At 76.1% G+C, this 19,447-nt stretch carries 19 protein-coding genes; 6 read left to right on the plus strand and 13 right to left on the minus strand.

Annotation, left to right across the window (positions count from 1 at the left end; translation table 11 throughout):
• Positions 1-2 precede the first annotated feature (2 nt).
• The 8 genes from ET526_RS03415 to ET526_RS03450 all read right to left on the minus strand — a co-directional run bounded on the left by ET526_RS03415 (position 3) and on the right by ET526_RS03450 (position 8,173).
• Positions 3-833, minus strand: a complete 831-nt coding sequence (locus ET526_RS03415) for a universal stress protein (RefSeq protein ID WP_135466253.1) — start codon at positions 831-833, stop codon at positions 3-5.
• 239 nt (positions 834-1,072) lie between these two features.
• Positions 1,073-1,870 carry a YdcF family protein gene (locus ET526_RS03420; protein ID WP_135466254.1) on the minus strand — a complete coding sequence of 266 codons (798 nt, stop codon included), beginning with the start codon at positions 1,868-1,870 and terminating at the stop codon, positions 1,073-1,075.
• Positions 1,871-1,876: 6 nt separating this feature from the next.
• A complete protein-coding gene (locus ET526_RS03425; RefSeq protein WP_135466255.1) occupies positions 1,877-2,743 on the minus strand; it encodes a glycosyltransferase family 2 protein in 867 nt (288 codons plus the stop codon).
• Positions 2,743-3,597, minus strand: a complete 855-nt coding sequence (locus ET526_RS03430) for a glycosyltransferase family 2 protein (RefSeq protein ID WP_158295477.1) — start codon at positions 3,595-3,597, stop codon at positions 2,743-2,745. Before ET526_RS03430 ends, ET526_RS03425 begins: the two co-directional genes overlap by 1 nt.
• The gene (locus ET526_RS03435; RefSeq protein ID WP_135466257.1) at positions 3,545-4,744 is read right to left on the minus strand and encodes a glycosyltransferase; all 1,200 of its coding nucleotides are present in this window, start codon (positions 4,742-4,744) and stop codon (positions 3,545-3,547) included. Before ET526_RS03435 ends, ET526_RS03430 begins: the two co-directional genes overlap by 53 nt.
• On the minus strand, positions 4,741-5,826 hold the full coding sequence (locus ET526_RS03440) for a glycosyltransferase family 4 protein (RefSeq protein ID WP_135466258.1): 1,086 nt from the start codon (positions 5,824-5,826) through the stop codon (positions 4,741-4,743). The genes ET526_RS03435 and ET526_RS03440 overlap by 4 nt, the downstream gene beginning before the upstream one ends.
• On the minus strand, positions 5,823-7,349 hold the full coding sequence (locus ET526_RS03445; protein WP_158295478.1) for a flippase: 1,527 nt from the start codon (positions 7,347-7,349) through the stop codon (positions 5,823-5,825). The genes ET526_RS03440 and ET526_RS03445 overlap by 4 nt, the downstream gene beginning before the upstream one ends.
• 74 nt (positions 7,350-7,423) lie before the next feature.
• Positions 7,424-8,173: a sugar transferase gene (locus ET526_RS03450; RefSeq protein ID WP_135466260.1), complete on the minus strand. Its 750-nt coding sequence runs from the start codon at positions 8,171-8,173 to the stop codon at positions 7,424-7,426.
• A 285-nt stretch (positions 8,174-8,458) separates the two neighbouring features.
• Between ET526_RS03450 and ET526_RS21205 the strand changes: the two genes are divergently transcribed.
• Positions 8,459-8,632, plus strand: a complete 174-nt coding sequence (locus ET526_RS21205; protein WP_158295479.1) for a hypothetical protein — start codon at positions 8,459-8,461, stop codon at positions 8,630-8,632.
• 11 nt (positions 8,633-8,643) lie between these two features.
• Here ET526_RS21205 and ET526_RS03455 read toward each other — a convergent pair whose 3' ends face one another.
• The 3 genes from ET526_RS03455 to ET526_RS03465 form a co-directional block, all read right to left on the minus strand.
• Positions 8,644-8,943, minus strand: a complete 300-nt coding sequence (locus tag ET526_RS03455; protein ID WP_135466261.1) for a hypothetical protein — start codon at positions 8,941-8,943, stop codon at positions 8,644-8,646.
• Positions 8,944-9,037: 94 nt separating this feature from the next.
• The gene (locus tag ET526_RS03460) at positions 9,038-10,144 is read right to left on the minus strand and encodes an NAD(P)/FAD-dependent oxidoreductase (protein ID WP_135466262.1); all 1,107 of its coding nucleotides are present in this window, start codon (positions 10,142-10,144) and stop codon (positions 9,038-9,040) included.
• Positions 10,145-10,151: 7 nt separating this feature from the next.
• On the minus strand, positions 10,152-10,961 hold the full coding sequence (locus tag ET526_RS03465; RefSeq protein WP_135466263.1) for an enoyl-CoA hydratase/isomerase family protein: 810 nt from the start codon (positions 10,959-10,961) through the stop codon (positions 10,152-10,154).
• 127 nt (positions 10,962-11,088) lie between these two features.
• Between ET526_RS03465 and ET526_RS03470 the strand changes: the two genes are divergently transcribed.
• The gene (locus ET526_RS03470) at positions 11,089-12,048 is read left to right on the plus strand and encodes a hydroxymethylglutaryl-CoA lyase (protein WP_135466264.1); all 960 of its coding nucleotides are present in this window, start codon (positions 11,089-11,091) and stop codon (positions 12,046-12,048) included.
• Positions 12,045-13,268, plus strand: a complete 1,224-nt coding sequence (locus ET526_RS03475) for a CaiB/BaiF CoA transferase family protein (RefSeq protein ID WP_135466265.1) — start codon at positions 12,045-12,047, stop codon at positions 13,266-13,268. Before ET526_RS03470 ends, ET526_RS03475 begins: the two co-directional genes overlap by 4 nt.
• Positions 13,269-13,281: 13 nt before the next feature.
• Here the strand turns inward: ET526_RS03475 and ET526_RS03480 are convergent, their stop codons facing one another.
• Together ET526_RS03480 and ET526_RS03485 are read right to left on the minus strand one after the other, a co-directional pair.
• Positions 13,282-14,529, minus strand: a complete 1,248-nt coding sequence (locus tag ET526_RS03480) for an alpha-hydroxy acid oxidase (protein ID WP_135466266.1) — start codon at positions 14,527-14,529, stop codon at positions 13,282-13,284.
• Between the two features lie 59 nt (positions 14,530-14,588).
• Entirely contained in the window at positions 14,589-15,875 is a 1,287-nt protein-coding gene (locus tag ET526_RS03485; RefSeq protein ID WP_158295480.1) for a hypothetical protein, read from the minus strand.
• Between the two features lie 102 nt (positions 15,876-15,977).
• On the opposite strand from ET526_RS03485, the gene ET526_RS03490 reads away from it, so the two are divergent.
• From ET526_RS03490 to ET526_RS03500, 3 genes are read left to right on the plus strand one after another with little or no spacing between them, the layout of a single operon-like run.
• A complete protein-coding gene (locus ET526_RS03490; protein WP_158295481.1) occupies positions 15,978-17,447 on the plus strand; it encodes a glycosyltransferase in 1,470 nt (489 codons plus the stop codon).
• A complete protein-coding gene (locus ET526_RS03495; protein WP_135466269.1) occupies positions 17,435-18,283 on the plus strand; it encodes a hypothetical protein in 849 nt (282 codons plus the stop codon). The genes ET526_RS03490 and ET526_RS03495 overlap by 13 nt, the downstream gene beginning before the upstream one ends.
• A complete protein-coding gene (locus tag ET526_RS03500; RefSeq protein ID WP_135466270.1) occupies positions 18,280-19,425 on the plus strand; it encodes a glycosyltransferase family protein in 1,146 nt (381 codons plus the stop codon). The genes ET526_RS03495 and ET526_RS03500 overlap by 4 nt, the downstream gene beginning before the upstream one ends.
• The last annotated feature ends 22 nt before the right edge of the window (positions 19,426-19,447 follow it).

A 19,447-nucleotide genomic window follows, 5' to 3' on the forward strand; every position in this document is an offset into this window, starting at 1 on the left:
CGTCAGTGCGACAGCAGCACGGGCAGGGTCATGCTGCGCAGCAGGGTGCGGCTGACGCCGCCCATCACCAGCTCGCGCAGCCGCGAATGGCCGTAGGCGCCGACGACCAGCAGATCCGCCCCGGCCTCGGCCGCGGCGTTCAGCAGCGCCTCGCCGTCCGGGACCTCGGGCGCCACAACATGCTCGGCGGTGGCCTTCACCCCGTGGCGGGCGAGGTGCCGCGCCAGGTCCGCGGCGGGCCCCTCGCTGTCCCCGTCCAGCCCCTCGGGCGGGTTCACCGCCAGCACGGTGACCGCCTCCGCCGCGATCAGCAGCGGCATCGCATCGTGCACCGCGCGCGTCGCCTCCCGGCTCTCGTTCCAGCCGACCAGCACCCGCCGCCCGATCGCCGGGAACTCCCCGGCGAAGGGGATCGCCAGAACCGGGCGTCCGGTGGCGAAGATCGCCGCCTCCAGCACCCGGGAGCCGGCATCCGGATCGTCCTGGCCGAGGATGACGAGGTCGGCGTAGCGCCCGTGGCGCGCGACCTGGTCGGCGGTCAGGCCCTCGACCAGGCGCCAGGTGCCGATGATCCCCTCGCGGCGCAGCCGGTCGTCGAAGCGGCGCTCGATCTCGGCCGCGCCCTGGAGGCCCGAGGTGCGGAGCTGCTCGTAGAGCATCGCCACGCCCGCGCCCCCCGCATCCGGCACCACGCTGGTCGGGACCGGGACGTCGAGCACGTACAGCCCGGTCAGGTGCGCGCCGTGCCGCTGCGCGAGCGCGATCGCGATGTCGAGGCGCGCGGCCGAGCGGCCGGAGGCGTCGAGATGCACCAGGATGTCCTTCAGCGGCATGGATCCCTCCCATCGGCACCGGCGGCCCGGCCAGCCTGCCGTTCCAGCTTCGCCCGCGCCTTGACCGGTCGCAATCCCTGCCGGCGCGGCCGCGGCGCGTCCCCTTCGCAAGGCCGCCTGGGTGGGACCCGCCCTGGAGACGCTTCCGTCGGGAGTGATCGCGGAAACGGCCCCCGGTCCATTGTTCGCGGAGCGGATTCGCGCCTCCGGCCGTTTCCGCCCTCCGCGATCCGCCCGCTCTATGGCGCCGGGAACAGCGCCCCGGTGCGGCCGAGCAGGCGGTAGGCGAGGAGCCCGACCCATTCGCGCAGCGCGCCCTCGAACTGGTTCAGCCGGGTCGGGAAGGGCGCGTCGTACCAGGCGCGCGGCGTGCCGCCGGTGGTGTAGTTCACCGGCCAGGCGGTCACCTCCCAGCCGGCCTGGCGGAACACGCCGACCGAGCGCGGCATGTGGCTGGCCGAGGTGACGAGCAGCCAGGTCTCGCCCGGCTGCGGCCGCGCCAGGCGGTGCGACAGCACCGCGTTCTCCCAGGTGTTGCGCGAGCGGTCCTCGTACAGCACGCGCTCCTGCGGCAGGCCCATCGCGGTCCAGAGCTGGCGCGCCACGTCGGCCTCGGTCAGGCCGCCCTGCAGGAAGGTGCCCTGGCCGCCGGTGAAGAGCAGCCGCGCCTCCGGATAGCGGCGGGCGAGCACCACCATCTCGGTCATCCGCTCCGCCGCGCCGTTGAGCGCGGGGATGCCGTGCGCCTCGGTCAGCACCTGGTCCACCGCGCCGCCGAGCACGATCACGCCGTCCACCCGCCCGGGCGGCGGGACGGGGCGGGAGAAGCGGGTCTCCAGCGGCAGGGTGATCCACTGGCTCGCCGGCGTGACCAGCACGAAGGCGTAGTAGCCGAGGCCGGCGAGCAGCAGCCAGCGCCCGGCGCGGCGGTGGCGCCAGACCAGCGCCAGCCCGACCAGCGCCAGCACCAGCGCCAGCGTGTTCGGCCGCAGCAGGAACCACAGCAGCTTGGAGAGGAGAAAGAGAAGGTCTTCCACGGCGCCTCAGAGCTGCAGGATCCGCCCCGGCGCCGCGCGGCCGCGCAGCAGGTCCCAGAGGCCGAGCACGTTGCCGCGCAGGCGCCCGAACCGGTCCACATGCGGGTCCGGCCACAGGCTGCGCACCAGGTTGACGGCGCAGTGCCGCGCCGCGCTCGGCACGGCGTGGCTCCACGGGAAGCTGCCCTTGCGGGCGAGGTAGACCGGGTTCACCACCTGCGAGTAGCCGAGCCTCGTCCCCGGCGTGCGCGCCGACTTGGTGCCGAGATGCACGCCGCGCGCGCCGGCGAGGCGCAGGATCGCGCCGTGCCGGCCGAGGCGGCGGGTGAAGTCGATGTCCTCGTACCAGGCATAGAGCGGCAGCGCCTCGTCCACGCGGATGCCGTACGCGCGCACCACCGCCATGCGCACCGCCATGTTGCAGCCATAGCCGTTGAAGTGCGGCGCGGCGGCGAACGGGTCGCCATCGTAGTGGTCGCGGGCGAGGAGGGCGCGCCCTTCCTCGATGCCGATCCCCGGCCCCTTGGCGCCGTCGGCGATGACATGCCCGGTGGTGACCACGGCATCGGGCCGGGCGCGGAACACCGCCTCCGTCACCGCCAGGTAGTCCGGTGCCGGCAGGAAGTCGTCGTCGAGGAACAGCACCAGGTCGCAATCGGCGGCGGCGTCGAGGATGCGGTTGCGCTGCCGCGGCAGGCCGGGTGGGCTGGCGAGGAACTCCACGCCCTCCATGGCGCAGCCGGCGATGTCCTCCGGCACGGTGTGGCAGACGATGGTGCGGTCCGGCCGGCGGCGCTGCCGCCGCACCTCGGCCAGCACTTCGGCCAGCGTCGCGGCGCGGCCGCGCGTGGCGATGCCGATGGCGACGCGCATCAGGCCGCCCCGCCGGCGCGGAAGCCGCTGAGCCGGCCGCGCAGGCTCGCCCAGTAATAGGCCGCGTCACCGAGGCGCAGCCTGGCCGCGCTGAGCGCGACGCCGCCCAGGGGCCGCACGAAATAGGGCAGCCAGACCGAGGGCGGCACGCCATGCCGGCGCAGCACGAAGCCGAAGCCGCGCCCGTAGCGATAGGCCCGCTCCCGCGCCACCTCGGTCAGCCGCTTGTCGGGGTGGAGGATGCGCAGCGCCGGGTCGTATTCGGCACGGTGCCCGGCGCGGAGGGCACGCAGCACCAGGTCGTTGCCCTCGGCCGAGCCGAGATCGGTGCCGGGGCCGAGCCGCTCGTCGAAGCCGCCGAGGGAGAGCGCGACCTCACGGCGCAGGAACAGGTTGAACTCGATCACGCTGGTCCAGACATTGGCCGGGGTGATCGGCCCGCCCTCCCGCCGCCACCGCCCCGATCCCAGCCCGCCGGAGGGCGAGGCGGCGGGGCCGGTGAGCACGGCGAGACCGGGATCGGCGGCGAAGGCCGCATCCACCCGCTCCAGCACGCCCTGCGGGTAGAGGCAGTCGTCGTCCGGGAAGGCGACGATGTCCCCGCGCGCCCCGGCGAGGCCGAGGTTGCGCGCGTGGCAGGCATTGGCGACGGCGGAGCGGCGCCAGGACAGCGCCAGCCGGCCGGCATGGGCGGCGATGACGGGGCCCAGCCGGTCGTCGCCGTTCTGGTCCACCACGATCACCTCGAGATCCCGCCGCCCCCCATGAGGGTTTTTCTGGGCGAGCAGGCTGTCGAACAGCTCAGTGAGCTCCCGCGTCCTGCCGCGCGTCGCCACGATCAGGGAGAACCGCATCGCCTTCCTGCCACCGCCCCCCGGCCCGCTCGGCGAGGAGGCTGTCCACCAAACTCCGCATCGCGGTGCGGAACCGTTCGCGCGAGAAGCGCAGCGCGTTGCGCCGGCAGGCCTCCGGGTCGAAGGCCGCCGCATCGGCCTCGAACGCCTCCACCGCCGCGACGATGGCCTCGGCGCTCTGCTCGGGGAAGAGCAGGCCGGTCGGCGCCTCGGCGGGCGGCGGGCGGAGGATGTCGCGGGCGCCGCCCCTGCCGAAGGCGATCACCGGCGTGCCGCAGGCCTGCGCCTCCACCGTGGCGATGCCGAAATCCTCCTCGGCGGCGAAGACGCAGGCGCGCGCCGCGCCGGTCAGCCGCACCAGCTCCGCCCCGTCCACCCGGCCGCGCAGCGTGATGTTCGGCGCCCCGGCGGCGGCGGCGCGCACCAGCGCCTCGCTTGGCCCGTCGCCCACCACCACCAGCCGGCGGGAGGGCATGCGGCGGAACGCCTCCACCACCAGCTCGACCCGCTTGTAGGGCACGAGGCGGGAGGCGACGAGGTAGAACGCCTCCTTGTCGCGGCGCAGCGCGAAGCGCTCCACATCCACCGGCGGGTGGATCACCAGGCTGTCGCGTCGCCACGCCTTGCGGATGCGCGCGGCGATGTAGTGCGAGTTCGCCACGATCACGTCCACCCCGGCGGCGCTGGCGCGGTCCCAGAGGCGCAGACGGTGCAGCAGCCAGCGCGTCCAGGCGCCCTTCAGGCCGCGCTCCAGCCCCGCCTGGCGGAGGTACTGGTGCTGCAGGTCCCAGGCGTAGCGCATCGGGCTGTGCACGTAGCTGACATGGAGCTGCCCCGGCCCCGTCAGCACCCCCTTGGCCACGGCGTGGTTCGAGGAGAGGACGAGGTCGTAGCCGGAGAGGTCGAGCTGCTCGATCGCCAGCGGCATCAGGCCGAGATACCAGCGGAAGCGCCGGCGGGCGAAGGGCAGGCGCTGGATGAAGGTGGTGCGCGGCACCTTGCCCTTGAGGAAGCCGCGCTGGTCCTGCGGCAGGAAGTCGCAGACGGCGAAGAGGTCGGCCTCCGGCCAGGCCTCCAGCAGCGCCTCCACCACGCGTTCCGAGCCGGCGTAGGTGTCGAGCCATTCGTGGACGATCGCCACCTTCATGCGGCCTGCCTCTCGGGCTGGATCAGGGCGAGCAGGGTCTCCGCCGCGCGGCGCCAGGAGAAATGCGCGGCGCGGGCGAGGCCGGCGGCGCGCAGGCGCTCGCGCAGCCCCTCCTCGTCGAGCAGCCGCGCCAGCGCCTCGGCCGGGCGGCGCGGCCCGTCGGTGTCGAACCACAGCGCCGCCTCGCCGCACACCTCCGGCACCGCGCCGGAGGCGGCGGCGATGACGGGGCAGCCGCAGGCCATGGCCTCCAGCGGCGGCAGGCCGAAGCCCTCGTAGCGCGAGGGGAAGACCAGGCAGAAGGCGGCCTCGTAGAGCGCCCGCAGCTCCGCGTCGCCGACCCGGCCGAGGGCGCGCACCGCCTCTCCGCCCGCGCCCGTGGCGGCACGGAACGGCCCCGCGCCCGCCCCGCCGGCCACCGCGAGCACCATGCCCCGCGCTGCCAGCAGCCCCGCCGCCTCGCGCAGCGCCGCCAGGTTCTTGTGCGCCGCCTGGGTGCCGACCACCAGCGCGAAGCGGCCGGGGAGGAGGCCGTGCCGCGCCAGCACGGCGGCATCCGCGGGCAGGCGCAGGATGTGCTCGCCCCCCTCCGGCACCACGCCGAGGCGGGCGGGGGCGATGCGGAGGTGTCGCGCCAGCCGCTGGCGGGAGAATTCCGAGACGGTGAGCAGCCGTGCCCCCAGCCGCGCCAGCGCGTGGTGCAGCGCGCGGTACCAGGCGCGGAAGGGCAGGGTGTAGCTCTCCGGCGTGTCGAACACCCCGGCGTCGTGGATCACCACCGCCTGGGCGCGCCCGGCCAGCAGCGGCGCGGTGTTGCCGAGGCTGAGCAGCATGCTGCCGCGCGCGGCGCGCGGCAGTTCCGCCTGCTCCCAGGCCTGGCCCCGCAGCCGCCCGTGCCGCTCGACGGCGAGGTGGCGGAAGGGGGGCGAGGCCAGCGCCCCGGCCGGGGCCAGCACGCGCGTCGGCGGCCAGGCGCCCTCGGCGCGCAGGGCATCGGCGGCGAGCGCGATCTCGGTGGCGAAGCGCTGCACCCCCGTCATCCCCTGGGTGAGGAAGCGGCCGTTGAGCACGAGCGGGGTCATGCGCCGGTCAGGCCGCTCGGGCGCAGCGCCGCCTGCGGGTTGCGCAGCAGCGCCCGCAGGCCCCGCCGCTCCTCCGCCGCCAGGGCGCGGAGGGCGAGCAGGGCGAAGGCGAGCAGCGCCGCCCCGCCCACCCCGGCGAGGGCCGGCCAGCCGGCCAGGGGCAGCAGCGCGAGCACCCCGAGGCCCCCCGCCAGCAGCGGCGCCGCCAGCCGCCGCGCCGCCTCCGCCGCCGCCGGGTAGAGGCGGGCGGCGAGGACCAGCTTGCCGAGGCAGTCCACGGCGGCGCGCAGCGCCCAGGCCGCCGCCGCGCCCTCGATCCCCTGCCAGAGCAGCAGCAGGGCCGAGAGCGGCAGGAACAGCAGCGCCTGGGCCAGCACGAAGCGTGCCGTCACGTCCGGGCGGCCGATGGCGTCGAGCAGCGCCGCGGGGGCGAAGGCGACGCAGGAGAAGAAGATGCCGACCGCGAGGATCTGCAGCACCCGCGCCCCGCCGGCGGCGAACTCCGCCCCGAGCCAGAGCAGCAGGATCTCCCGCGCCCCGCCCGCCAGCACCAGGCAGGCGGGCAGCACCAGCGCCATCACCAGCAGCGCGCCGCGCCGCAGCAGGTCCGCGGTCTGGCGCGGCAGGGTGGCGTAGGCCGAGGACATGGCCGGCAGCAGCGCCTGCGCCACCGCCACCGGCAGGATCCAGGCGCGCATGACGAGATCCAGCGGCGTGGCGTAGAAGGCGACGGCGGCGAGCGAAACGAGGGCGCCGATCAGGAAGCGGTCGGCGTAGAGCAGCGCCTGGGTCAGCATCCCGGCGAAGGTCATCCAGCCGCCGAGGCGCAGCAGCGGCAGCGCGCGCCGCAGGCGGAGGCCGCGGAACACCGGCCCCGGCAGCGCGCCGCGCAGCAGCCAGGCGTAGCTCAGCGTGTTGGCCAGCCGGCAGGCGACCAGGGCCAGCATCGCGCCGACCAGGCTGTCCCAGACCAGCAGCGTCAGCACCGGGCCGAGATAGTAGAACAGGCTGACCGGCATGGTGACGAGGTTGGCGGCGCGGAAGCGCTGATAGGCGGCGAGCACGCCCCAGAGCGCCGCGTTCACCACCACCAGCGGCGCCGCGGCGGTCAGCACCCGCATCGCCGCCACCGCCTCGGCCTGCAGCGCCGGGGGCACGTTGAGGATGCGCTCCACCAGCGCCGGCACGAAGGCCCAGAGGGCGGCGGCCATCACCAGGCTGATGCCGAGCAGGGTGGCGAGGGCGGCGCCGACCAGCCCTGGCGCCTCCTCCCCCCGCCCGGCGCCGATGCGTTCGGAGATGGCGCGCGTCAGCGCCTGCCCGACGCCGAAATCGAACACGCCGAACACCCCGACCATGGCGAGGGCGAGGGTGAACAGGCCCCAGCGCTCGATCCCCATCAGCGCCACCAGCACCGGCGTCAGCGCCAGCGCCAGCAGCAGCGGCAGGCCGCGCCCGGCGGCGTTCCAGGCGACGCCGGAGACCAGGGTGCGGCCGCGGGTTCGGGACTCGGCGTCGGTCATCGCGCGCTCCTGCGCGGCGCATAGCATGTCCGGGCAGCCTCCGCCCGCCTGGACGGGAGGGGGACCCGGGCGGCTCAGTAGGCGCCGCGGCGCAGCAGCACGGCGGCGGGGGTGCGGAGCAGGATGCGGATATCGGTCCAGAGCGAGGGGTTGGCCGCGTACCGCACGTCGAGCGCCACGCGGGAGGCGTAGCTCGTGTCGCTGCGCCCGCTCACCTGCCACAGGCCGGTGATGCCGGGGCGCACCGAGAGGTAGTGCGCCGCCGCGGCGCCGTAATGCGTCTCGAGCTCCGCCGCCTGCACGGGGCGGGGGCCGACGAGGCTCATCTCCCCCCGCAGCACGTTGAGGAGCTGGGGCAGCTCGTCGAGGCTGGTGGCGCGCAGGAAGCGGCCGATCCAGGTGACGCGCGGGTCGTGCCGCAGCTTGCGGCGCGCCTCCCATTCCGCCCGCGCCGCCGGGTCCTGCTCCAGCAGCGCCGCGAGGCGCCGGTCGGCATCCACCACCATGGAGCGGAATTTCAGGCAGCCGAAGGGGCGGCCGCCGCGGCCGATGCGCGGATGGGCATAGAACACCGGCCCGCCATCCCGCCGGACGAGCAGGGCGATGACGAGGAAGGCCGGCAGGCAGGCGAGCAGCAGCGCCAGCGCGCCCAGCACGTCCATGGCGCGCTTCAGCCCCGGCCGGAGGGCGGCGCGCAGCGCCGTGCCGGGCGCGGCCAGGGCCACCGGCGGCAGCGGCGCCGCCTCCGCCGGGATCTGGGCCGGCAGGATGCCGGCGCCCGCGGAGGCGGGCCGCAACGTCTCGCAGGCTTCAACGCCAAGCATGTACGACCTCGGTTCCCCTGAGACCGCGCCGCCGCTGCGGGCGAGCGCTGGCTGGTGCTGCCGGTCGCGGGAGGGAGGATCCGACCCGCCCCGGCTCAGGCCCAGGATGACGCCGCGGCGGAACGGGATTGCGACGGGGTTGCGGCCGGATTGTGGCGCCTGCCGAAGGATTCCGGTGTGGCTTCCGAGGTCCGCCTGACCGGAGGTTTCAGCGGCAACGACGGTTTCGCGTGTATATTGCGGCGTGGCCGGGCATACTCAACCCGCTTCCGGAGGGCCCGGCCGATGCCCGACATGCCGGATGCCAGGGCTGATGCTCTCCCCACCGCCCGCCGGCGGGAGGGGCGGCCGCGTGCGCGCCACGGCCGTGGCGCGGCACGCGGGGTGGTGCTGGCGCTGCTGCTGTCGCTGCCGGCTTGGCTCGGGCTCGGCGCCCTCGCCCGGCGCCTGATCGGATGAGGGCCGGCCGGTCAGCCCGCCACGACCCGTATGTGGATGCGTGCCCCGTCGGCATGGGGCGGACGCGGCACCAGGGCGGCAATGCACGCCCGCAGCGAGCAGAGGCCGGCGCCGATCAGCGGCGCCAGCACCTGCCGCTCCGCCGGGGGCAGCCGGCCGAGGCGCGGGCCGCGCGGCAGCCAAGCCTCGATCTCCGTCCCGCCCGGCCGCAGGCGCAGCTCCACCGCGTCGCCGACGCGAAGGGGGCGCAGCGCCGGTCCCGGCTCGGCCGCATCGGTCAGGTAGGTGAGCAGCTCAGGGGTCTGGGTCATGCGCGTCGGGCCTCGTCCTGGACCACGGCGCGGGGATGCCCGAGCGCCGCGGCCGGCGCCATCACGGGCGCATGACATCACGCGGGCGGGGGGCTCAGCCCGCCGCGACCACCTCGGCCACATGCGCCGCCAGGGCGAGGGAGGCGGTCAGGCCCGGGCTCTCGATGCCGAACAGGTTGACCAGCCCCGCCACCCCGTGCTCGCGCGGCCCCTGCACCACGAAATCCTGCGCCGGCGCGCCGGGGGGGACGATCTTCGGGCGGATGCCGGCATAGCCGGGCGCCAGGGCGCCGTCCTTCAGCTCCGGCCACCAGCGCCGGATCGAGGCGTAGAAGCTCTCGCCGCGCCGCGGATCCACCTCGTAGGCGATGCGGTCCACCCACTCCACGTCGGGCCCGAACCGCGCCTGGCCGGCGAGGTCGAGCGTGAGATGCGTGCCGAGGCCGCCGGGCACCGGCACCGGGTAGATCAGCCGCGAGAAGGGGCAGCGACCGGTCAGGGTGAAGTAGTTGCCCTTGGCGTAGTAGGGCGTGGGCACCTTCTCCGCCGGCATTCCCGCGATCGCGCGGGCGAGCTTCGGCGCGTGCAGCCCGGCGGAGTTCACCAGGGTGCGGCAGAGGAGACGCATCCCCTCCGCCCCGCCGACCGTGATTTCGATCCCCGCCTCGCCGGCGCGGCCGGACAGCACCGGGGCGTGGAAGGCGAACACCGCCCCGGCATTCTCGGCATCGCCCTGCAGCGAGAGCATGAAGGCGTGGCTGTCGACGATGCCGGTGGAGGGGGAGAGCAGCGCCGCCGTGCAGCGGAGCGCCGGCTCCATCGCCACCGCCTCCTCGCGCGTCAGCAGGCGGAGGTCGTCCACCCCGTTGGCCGCCGCGCGCGCCCGGATGGAGGCGAGGCGCCCCGCCTCCTCCTCGCTGGTCGCCACGATCAGCTTGCCGCAATTGCGGTGCGGGATGCCGCGCTCGCGGCAGTAGTCGTAGAGCATCCACTTCCCGGCGACGCAGCTCCGCGCCATCAGGCTGCCGGCGGGGTAGTAGATGCCGGCGTGGATCACCTCGGAATTGCGCGAGGAGGTCTCGGTGCCGATCCCCTCCGCCGCCTCCAGCACCAGCACCTCGCGCCCGGCGAGCGCCAGCGCCCGCGCGACGGCGAGGCCGACCACGCCCGCGCCGACGACGACGCAATCCACCCGCTCCATCGCCGCCTCAGCGCCCCTGGAACACCGGCCGGCGCTTCTCGCGGAAGGCGGCGAGCCCCTCCCTGAGGTCCTCGCTGTCCTTGCAGGCGGCGATGCGCGCGGCCAGCGCCTCGCGGTCCAGCTCGCCACGGGCGATCTCGTTCAGCGCCCGCTTCATGCCCTGCACCGCGAGCGGCGCCATCTCGCACAGGCGCCCGGCCAGCGCCTCCACCCGCGCGTCGAGCTCGGCCTCGGGAACCAGCTCGGTGAGGTAGCCGATGCGCAGGAGCTCCCGCGCCCCGATCCGCTCGGCGGTGAGGAACAGGCGCTTCGCGGCGTCGAGGCCGAGGCGGGAGACGTAGCGGCGCAGCCCCCCCTCGTAGTAGTGCACGCCAAGCCGCCCGGCCGGCATGACGAGCTCGACCCCCTCGTGCCCGATGCGGAAGTCGCAGGTGAGGGCAAGGTCGGTCGCGCCGCCATACACACCCCCCTGCAGCCGGGCGATGGTCGGCACCCGCACCCGCTCCAGCCGGTCCACCATGGCGTCGAAGTCGTTGGTGGCCGGCGGGGCGTCCCGCTGCGCACTGCGCTCGGCGAGGTCGCCGAGGTGGTAGCCGGCGGAGAAGGCGCGGCCGGTGCCGGTCAGCACCAGCACGCGCAGCGCCGGGTCGGCGTCCACCGCCTCGAACAGCCGGATCAGCTCCGCGAGATCCGCGGGCTCGATCCGGTTGCGGTGGCGGGGGCGGTTGAGGCGGATGGTGGCCCGGGCGCCGGCGATCTCGAGGAGCGGCAGGCCCCCCTCGGCCTCGGCGGCGGTCGTCTGCGCTGCTGCGCTCATGCGGGCCTCCTCCGGAATGTCCGGGGCTATGTGCCGGGGGGGCGGGCGCGCCGCAAGGGCAGGGGGGGTGCTGGCGCGAAGGCCCGCCCGGGGGCACCATCGGTCCGACGCGACGGAGGAACACGCCATGTCCGACCTGCCGCAGACGGTGGACATCCACGAGGAGGGGCCGCGCGAGGGCTTCCAGATCGAACCCGGCCCGATCCCCTCCGCCGACAAGATCGCCCTGATCGAGGCGCTGGCGGGCACCGGCCTCCGCCACATCCAGGTCGCCTCCTTCGTCAGCCCGCGCCTGGTGCCGGGCTGGGCGGATGCGGAGGCGGTGGTGGGCGGGTTCCGGCCGCGCGAGGGCGTGCGCTACACCGCGCTCTGGTTCAACGAGAGCGGGCTGAACCGGGCCATGGCCTTCCGCGACCGGCTGCACCTCACCGGCTCGATCGCGCTCTCCGCCTCCGACGCCTTCTCGGTCAAGAACCTGAACCGCGGCCATGCCGAGAACCTGGAGGCGATGCGCAGGCAGACCGCGCTGCACCTGAAGGCCGGGCTTCCCGTGACGCGCATCGGCGTGATGGCCGCCTTCGGCTGCAACTACCAGGGCGACATCACCCCGGCGCAGGTGGTGCGCACCGTCGCCGACGGGCTCGCCATCGCCGCCGAGCAGGGCGTGACGATCACCGACGTCTCGCTCGCCGACACCATGGGCTGGGCGACACCGGCGCGCATCGAGCGCGGCGTCGGCGCGGTGCGCGAGCGCTGGCCCGATCTGCGCATCGGCCTGCACCTCCACGACACGCGCGGCCTGGCGGTGGCGAACGCCCATGCCGGGCTCCGGCTCGGCGTGCGGCGCTTCGATTCCACCGTGGGCGGCCTTGGCGGCTGCCCCTTCGCCGGGCAGAAGGGGGCGGCGGGCAACATCTGCACGGAGGAACTCGTGCTGCTCTGCGAGGAGATGGGCGTCGGCACCGGCGTCGATCTCGACGCGCTGATCGAGGTCGGGCGCATGGCCGAGCGCATCGTCGGCCACCAGCTTCCGTCGGAGCTGCTGCGCGCCGGCAGCCTGGACGCCTTCCGCAAGAGGGCGGCGTGAGCGCGACCCCGCTCAAGGGCCTCAGGGTCCTCGAATTCAGCCACACCATCATGGGCCCCTGCGCGGGGTTGGTGCTGGCCGATCTCGGCGCCGAGGTGGTGAAGGTGGAGCCGGCGCCCGCGGGCGACCACACGCGCCGCCTGCCCGGCTTCGCCAGCGGCTTCTTCGCCACCTTCAACCGCAACAAGCGCAGCCTGGCGCTGGACCTGAAGCGCCCCGAGGGCCAGGCGGTGGCGCACCGCCTGGCGGCGCGGGCCGACATCGTGCTGGAGAATTACGGCCCCGGCACCATGGAGCGCCTCGGCTGCGGCTGGGAGCGGCTCTCCGCCGCCAATCCGCGGCTGGTCTACCTGGCGCTGAAGGGCTTCCTCGCCGGCCCCTACGAGCACCGACCCGCGCTCGACGAGGTGGTGCAGTTCCAGTCCGGCCTCGCCTACATGACCGGCCCGCCGGGGCGGCCACTGCGCGCCGGCGCCTCCATCGTCGACATCCTCGGCGCCGTCTTCGGCGTCGCCGCGGCGCTCGCCGCGCTGCGCGAGCGCGACGCGACAGGCAAGGGGCAGCGCATCAGCAGCGCCCTGTTCGAGAGCGCGGTGTTCCTGATGGGCAGCCACATGGCCGGCCTCGCCGCGACCGGGGAGCCGCCGCCGCCCATGCCGGCGCGCCGCGGCGCCTGGGGCATCTACGACGTGTTCGAGACCGCGGGCGGGGAGGGGGAGGACAACCAGCTCTTCATCGGCATCACCAGCGACCAGCAATGGGCGCGCTTCACCGCGGAGTTCGGCCTGCGGGAGATGGCCGCCGATCCGCGCCTGGCCACCAACGCGCTGCGCGCCGCCGCGCGGCCCTGGCTGATCCCGGCGCTGCAGGAGGTGATCGGCGCGCTGCCGCGCGAGGAGGTGGCGGCGCGCTGCGAGCGCGCGGCGATTTCCTGGGCGCCGGTGGGCAGGCCGGGCGACCTGTTCGAGGACCCGCACCTGCTCGCCGGCGGCGGGCTGCTGCGGACCGCGATCGACGCCGCCGGCGGCGGGGCGCTGTTCGGCCTGCCGGCGCTGCCGGTGGAGTTCGGCGTCGCCCGCGCCCGCCCCGGCCTGACGCGCCAGCCGCCGCGCCTGGGCGAGCACAGCGCCGAAGTGCTGGAAGAGGCCGGCTACTCCGCGGCCGAGCGCGAGCGCCTGCTGCGCGAGGGCATCGTCGTCGCCGCGCCGGAGGCGGGCTGACGGCGCCGGCGGATCACGCCTCCGCGCCCTTGATCCGCCGCAGCCTGTCGCGCGTCATCTGCGCAAGCGCGGTGATGCCGAGCATCGCCATGTCGCGGTCCACCTCCTGCCGCAGCAGGGAGATGGCGTGCGCCACCCCCTCCTCCCCGGCCACCGCCGCGGCGTAGAGGAAGGGACGGCCGACGAAGACGAACTGCGCCCCGAGCGCGAGCGCCTTCAGCACGTCGGTGCCGCGGCGCACGCCGCCATCCAGGATCACCGCCATGCCGCGCGCTTCCTCGGCGATCTCCGGCAGCACGCGCAGCGGCGAGACGGCGCCGTCGAGCTGCCGCCCGCCGTGGTTCGAGACCATCACGCCGTCGACGCCGCTCTCGCGCGCGATGCGGGCATCCTCCCGCGCCATCACGCCCTTGATCAGCAGCTTCCCCGGCCAGCGCCGCCGGATCAGCTCCAGATGCTCCCAGGCGAGGCCGTCGCGCCGCCCCACCTTGCGGATCAGGTCGGCGGAGAGCACCGGCGGGCCGCGGCCGGCATCCATGTTCTCGAAATGCGGCATGCCGTGCGCGCGGAGCGTGCGCAGCGCCGTGCCGAGCAGCCAGCGCGGATGGCTGATCCCCTCCCAGGCCAGGCGCAGGTTCGGCCGCAGCGGCAGGGCGTAGCCGTTGCGGACATTGTTCTCGCGGTTGGCCGAGACCGGCACGTCCACCGTCAGCACGAAGGTGTCGAAGCCCGCGGCCAGCACGCGGTCCACCAGCGGTTCGATGCGCGCCGGCTCGCCCGGCAGATAGGCCTGGTACCAGGTGGCCTCCCCGCCCTCCCGCCGCACCTCCTCGAGCGGGATCAGGGAGGAGGCGGAGAGGATCATCGGGATCCCGGCCGCCCGCGCGGCGCGCGCCAGCACGATGTCGCCGCGATAGGCGGAGAGCGCCGAGGCGCCCATCGGCGCGATGCCGAAGGGGGCCGCGTACTCCCGCCCGAGCAGCGCCGCGCGCGTGCCGCGGCCGGTCACGTCCACCAGCCCGCGCGGCAGGAAGCCCCATTCGGCGAAGGCGGCGCGGTTGTCGCGCAGCGAGAGGTCGGTTTCGCAGCCGCCGGAGACGAAGCCGTAGAGCATGCGCGGCAGGTGCCGCCGCGCCGCCGGCTCGAAATCGTCGAGGCAGAGGAAGCGCCGCAAGCGCCGCGGCACCTCCGGCTCGCGGCGCGTCTCGGCGATGGTCGCGCGCGAAGCCGCCTGCCCCGCCGCCCTCGTGTCGTCCGGCATGCGCCTCCTCCCCCGGTCCGCTTGCCGGGAGTTTGCGCGCCGGCGCCGCCGGGTCAAATTCAGGCGGCGTACTCGAAGACGATGGCGGAGACGGCGAGGGAGAGCGGACGCGGATCGGCGCTCGCGCCATCGCGTTCCGGGATGCCGTGGCGCAGCGCCTCCAGCGACAGGGACTGGCAGGGACGGGGGCCGCCCTCAGGCTCCAGCCGCACCAGATCGCCCCGCACCACGCGCGGCAGGGCGGGGGTGCCGTCGAAGCCGGCGCGCAGCGCCGGCTGCGCCGCACCGTAGAGGTGGCGGATGCGGAGGATGGCGGCGGCCACGGGGCGGAAGGGCTCCGGGTTCACCACCAGGGCGGCTTCGCCCATCCAGCGGAAGGGGCCTTCCGCATCCCGCTCGGGCGCGTGCCAGCCGATCGCCAGATGGCCGGAATCCGGTGCGATCTCCACCCGCGCGCCGAGGCGCGGCGGCTCGGCCGGCGGCGCGGCGGGCGCTGCGGCCTCCGCCACTAGGCGGTGCAGGGCGGAGAGGGCGGGGTCGGCCGGTGCCTCCCCTCGCGGCACGCCGGCGATCCGGTCGAGCAGCAGGGAGGCGGCGGCGGCGATGAAGGAATCGATGCGCTCCTGCTGCAGCGCGGCCTGGCGGCGCATCTCCTCCTCCGCCTGCCGCGCCGCCGCGGCGGCGCCCCGCTCCAGCCGTTCGAGCCGCGCCTCCAGCGTGGCGAGGCGCGGCGCCGTCCCCTCGGCGTCGGCGCGGGCGAAGGCGTAGCGCGCCAGCGGCGCCTCCAGCCCGACCAGGTGCAGGGTGACGGAAAGGCCGCTCTCGGTCAGGTCGCCCGGCTCCAGCGGCAGGGCGAAGCGGAAGGCGCAGCCGCCCTCCGGCAGCGGGACAGGGCGCTCCACCGCCACGCCGCGGGCACCACATTCGTTGATCCGCGCATACATCACGGGTTCGAGCAGGCCGTTGGCGCGGTCGGTGGCGTAGCCGCGCAGCACGCCCTGCTCCAGCCGCAGCTCCTCCACCGCCACCTCGCCGGGGCCGAGCAGTTCCAGCGCCGCCGCCGCGTTGGGAAGCGGCCAGGGCGGGGCGATGTCCGGCCCCCCGACGGCCAGGGAGAAGCGCAGCTCGGCCGGCAGGGTGACGCGCGGCAGGCGCGCGATCGGCACCTCGATCTCCATCCCGGCGGCGAGAGCGCCGGGGAGGGGGCGCCGCCCCACCTCGATGCCGCGGCAATGCGCCAGGATCTCGCCCACGACCTCGACGCGCCGCAGGCAGCGCAGCCGCACCCCGGCGCGGCTGGCCGCCAGGGGCAGGAAGGGAAGCGCCGCGACCGCCGAGCCGTCCATTGCGCCCGCACGCTAGCTCGCGGACTCGCGCCGGGGCAAGCGCCACTGGACAATTGCCTCCGCCGCGCGCTACCGCCGGTAGTGATGGCGGGGCAGGATGACATGACCGCGCGCGACGCGCTGACGGCGTTCACCCCGCTGCCGCCGGCGCGAAACGGCATCGCCGACTATGCCGCCCTGCTGCTCGGCGCCCTCACCGCGCATTACGACTGCGCCGCCGCCTGCGAGGACTGGCTGGCCGAGGCGCCCCCCGGCGTCGCGGTGCTCGACCCGGCGCTGGCCCACCGACGCATCGCTCCCGGCGGGCGGGTGCTGCACCAGCTCGGCAACAACCCGCAGCATGGCTTCGTGCTGCAGGCGCTGCGCCGCCACCCCGGCGTGACGACGCTGCACGATCCCGGCCTGCTGCATCTGCACGAGGCGGCGGGGGAGGGGGTGGAGCGGATCCTCGCCGGCATGGCGGGGGCCACGCCGGCGCTGGCGCCCTTCGCGCGCCACCTGCGCGACCACGGCCTCTGCACCCGCGCCAACCACCTGCTGTTCGACCTGGCGGGGGAGGTGCTGGCGCGCTCCCGCGCGGTGGTGGTGCATTCCCGCTTCGCCCTGGGGCGTCTGCGCGCCTTGCATGGCGAGGCCCGCACCGGCCATGTCGCGGTGGTGCCGCACCCGCTGCCCGCCGCGGCGATGCCGGAGCGGGCGGCGGCGCGGGCGCGGCTCGGCATCGCGGAGGAGGATGTGCTGGTGGTCACCGCCGGCTTCGCCACCGCCGCCAAGCGCCTCGACTGGGTGATCGAGGCGCTGGAGCGCGCGCTCGCCGCGGGCGCGGCGCTGCGCTGGGTGCATGCCGGGGCGGAGCGGCCGGAGGAATTCCCCCTCTCCGCCCGCATCGCCGGGCGCGAGGCGCTGCGCCCTTGCGCCCGCGTCACCGGCTGGCTGCCGCAGGCGGCGCTGGACGAGCACATCGCCGCCGCCGACGCGCTGCTGTGCCTGCGCTTCCCCTCCTTCGGGGAGAGTTCCGGCGCGCTGGCGCGCGGCCTCGCCGCCGGCACCTGCTGCCTGGTCTCCGACACCGGCGCCTATGCCGAGCTGCCGCGGGAGGCGGTGCTGCACATCCCGCTCGCCGGCGCGGTCCCGGCGCTGGCCGCGGCGCTGGCGGCGCTGGCGCGGGAGAGGGCGCTGGCACGGCGCATCGGCGCCGCCGGGCGGGAATTCGCGGCGCGGGAGATGGCGCTGCCCGCCGTGGCCGCGGCCTACCGCGAGGTCATCGAGGCCTCGCGCGAGCGCCCGGTGGTGGCGCCGCCCCCGGCCGGGGCGGCGCCCCTCCTGGTGCTGGAGGCCGGCCCGGCGCTGCGCCCGGCCGAGGTGGAGGCGGCGCTGGCCCCGCACGCCGGGCCGTGCCGGCTGCTGCTGGCGGTGCCCGACCTTGCGGCGCTGGCGGCGCTGACGCTCGACCGGCCAGGACTCGTGCCGGCGCTGCTGCCGCCCTGGGCGGCGCTGCGGCGGCTGCGCGTGCAGGCGCCGCCGGCGCAGCCGGGGCTGCTGCTGGAACTCGACCTGCCATGGCGGGGCTGAACGCCGCGCCGCTGCTGGCGGCGCTGCTGCGCCACGCCCTGCCGGGCCTTGCCGTGCTGGATGCGGCGCTGGCGGAGGGCGGCCTCTATCCCTGGCTGGCCGGGGCGCGCTGCGGCGCGGCCGCGCCCGCCGCGCTGCCGGGGCCGGAGCGCGCCCTGCTCCGCCGCTTCCGCCAGGGCGGGCGGCCGCTCTTCGGCTTCGACCCGGCGACGGATGCCGCCCTCGCCGCCGGGGCGCCGGAGGCCTGGGGCGGCGCGGCGGCGCGGCTGGTGGTGCTCGGCGCCGCCGCCGATCCGGCCCCCTGGCTCGCGGGCGGGACGCTGGTGCTGGCCCGCGCCGCGCCGGAAGGGGGGTGGGCGCGGATCATCCTGCTGGCGGGCGCGCCGGCACCCTTCGAGCGGCTCGACCTGCTGCTGACGGAGGAGGAGCGCCTGCCCGCGCTGCTGGCGGCGCTGGAGGCGGCGGCCCGCGCCCTTGGCGCCGAGTGCGGCACGCGCCGGGTTTCGCCGCGCCTCGCCACCCTCACCCTGCTCGCCGGGGCGGTGGAGGCGAGGGCGGCGCTGGAGGGGGAGGCGCTGATCGCCGACGCCGCGGCGGAGGGAAGGCTGCGCCTGCTGCTCGGCTGCCTGCCGCCCCGCCCGCTCGGCCTGCGCGTTATCCTGGCGCCGGGCGGTCCATTGCCGGCGCTGTTCCTGGACGGGGCGCCCCACCCGGCCGAGGCGGCGGGCGAGGGAGTGCTGGAGGCGCGCCTGCCTCCCGGCGGGGTGCGGCCGGCGGTGCTCGGCCTCGCCGGCGCCACGACGCCGCGGGTGCGGCGGGTGGAGATCGGCCCGTGACCCGCCCGCCGCGGCTGCTGGTCGTCTCGCCCATCGCCTCGCACCCGCCCGACCAGGGCAATGCGGCGCGCCTCGTCGCCTTCGGGCAGGAGATGGCGGCGCGCGGCATCCTGTGCGAGTTCCTCTACCACACGCTGGAGGGGCTCCAGGATGCGCAGCGCGAGGCGATGGCCGCCTTCTGGCCGGTGCTGCACCTCCACCACGCCCCGCCCCTGCCCGAGCCGCGCTTCCCCGGGGCCTGGGGGCTCGACGACTGGTGCCCGGAAGGCCTGGTGGAGCGGGTCGCCGTCCTGCAGCGCCGCCGCCGCTATGACGCGGTGGTGGTGAACTACGTCTGGATGTCCCGCGCCCTGGAAGGGGCGGGGGAGGCGCTGCGCATCCTCGACACCCACGACGTCTTCGGCGACCGCCACCACGCCGCGCGGGCGGAGGGACTCGATCCCTCCTGGTTCTTCACCACGCCGGAGGAGGAGGCGAGGGGTCTCGCCCGCGCCGAGCTGGTGCTGGCGATCCAGGCGGAGGAGGCGGCGGTGCTCAGGGCGCGCGGGGCGCGGGCGGTGCTGACGCTCGGCCACGCGCCGCCGCCGCCCTTCCTCGCCGAGGCCGGGGCGCCGCCCGCCCCCCGGGCCAGCTTCGGCTATCTCGGCAGCGCCAACCCCTGGAACACCGGCTCGGTGCGGGCGCTGGACGCGGCGCTGGCCGAGGCGCCGGAGCTCGACTGGCTGCTCGCCGGCAGCATCCTGCGCCGGCGCGATCTGCGCCTGCGCTCCCGCCCGCTGCTGCTCGATCCGCTGCCGGAGGCGGCGGCGTTCTACCGCGCCGTCGGCTGCGTGGTGAACCCGATGACCGGCGGGACGGGGCTGAAGATCAAGACGGTGGAGGCGCTGATGCACGGCCGCCCGGTGCTCGGCACGCGCGACGCCTTCGCCGGCCTGCCCGCCGAGCATCCCGGCCACCGGGCGGCGGACGTGCCGGCGCTGGTGGCGCTGATGCGCGAGCACGCGGCGAGCGCGGCCTTCCGCGCCGAGCTTGCCCGCGCCTCCCGCCTGCTGGCGCTGCGCTACGCGGCGGAGGTGGCGGTGCAGCACGACGCGCTGGCGGCGCTGGTCGCGGGGCGGGCGCGGGGCGCCGCTCCCCCCTGACCCCCCATTGCCCGCCGCCGGC

It is taken from the genome of Crenalkalicoccus roseus (assembly GCF_004761865.1).
Classification (GTDB): domain Bacteria; phylum Pseudomonadota; class Alphaproteobacteria; order Acetobacterales; family Acetobacteraceae; genus Crenalkalicoccus; species Crenalkalicoccus roseus.

Coding starts and splice junctions, on each gene's coding strand:
- ET526_RS03415 (WP_135466253.1), bottom strand. CDS start 833: ATGCCGCTGAAGGACATCCTGGTGCATCTCGACGCCTCCGGCCGCTCG.
- ET526_RS03425 (WP_135466255.1), bottom strand. CDS start 2,743: ATGCGCGTCGCCATCGGCATCGCCACGCGCGGCCGCGCCGCGACGCTG.
- ET526_RS03430 (WP_158295477.1), bottom strand. CDS start 3,597: ATGCGGTTCTCCCTGATCGTGGCGACGCGCGGCAGGACGCGGGAGCTC.
- ET526_RS03435 (WP_135466257.1), bottom strand. CDS start 4,744: ATGAAGGTGGCGATCGTCCACGAATGGCTCGACACCTACGCCGGCTCG.
- ET526_RS03440 (WP_135466258.1), bottom strand. CDS start 5,826: ATGACCCCGCTCGTGCTCAACGGCCGCTTCCTCACCCAGGGGATGACG.
- ET526_RS03445 (WP_158295478.1), bottom strand. CDS start 7,349: ATGACCGACGCCGAGTCCCGAACCCGCGGCCGCACCCTGGTCTCCGGC.
- ET526_RS03450 (WP_135466260.1), bottom strand. CDS start 8,173: ATGCTTGGCGTTGAAGCCTGCGAGACGTTGCGGCCCGCCTCCGCGGGC.
- ET526_RS21205 (WP_158295479.1), top strand. CDS start 8,459: ATGCCCGACATGCCGGATGCCAGGGCTGATGCTCTCCCCACCGCCCGC.
- ET526_RS03455 (WP_135466261.1), bottom strand. CDS start 8,943: ATGACCCAGACCCCTGAGCTGCTCACCTACCTGACCGATGCGGCCGAG.
- ET526_RS03460 (WP_135466262.1), bottom strand. CDS start 10,144: ATGGAGCGGGTGGATTGCGTCGTCGTCGGCGCGGGCGTGGTCGGCCTC.
- ET526_RS03465 (WP_135466263.1), bottom strand. CDS start 10,961: ATGAGCGCAGCAGCGCAGACGACCGCCGCCGAGGCCGAGGGGGGCCTG.
- ET526_RS03470 (WP_135466264.1), top strand. CDS start 11,089: ATGTCCGACCTGCCGCAGACGGTGGACATCCACGAGGAGGGGCCGCGC.
- ET526_RS03480 (WP_135466266.1), bottom strand. CDS start 14,529: ATGCCGGACGACACGAGGGCGGCGGGGCAGGCGGCTTCGCGCGCGACC.
- ET526_RS03485 (WP_158295480.1), bottom strand. CDS start 15,875: ATGGACGGCTCGGCGGTCGCGGCGCTTCCCTTCCTGCCCCTGGCGGCC.
- ET526_RS03490 (WP_158295481.1), top strand. CDS start 15,978: ATGACCGCGCGCGACGCGCTGACGGCGTTCACCCCGCTGCCGCCGGCG.
- ET526_RS03495 (WP_135466269.1), top strand. CDS start 17,435: ATGGCGGGGCTGAACGCCGCGCCGCTGCTGGCGGCGCTGCTGCGCCAC.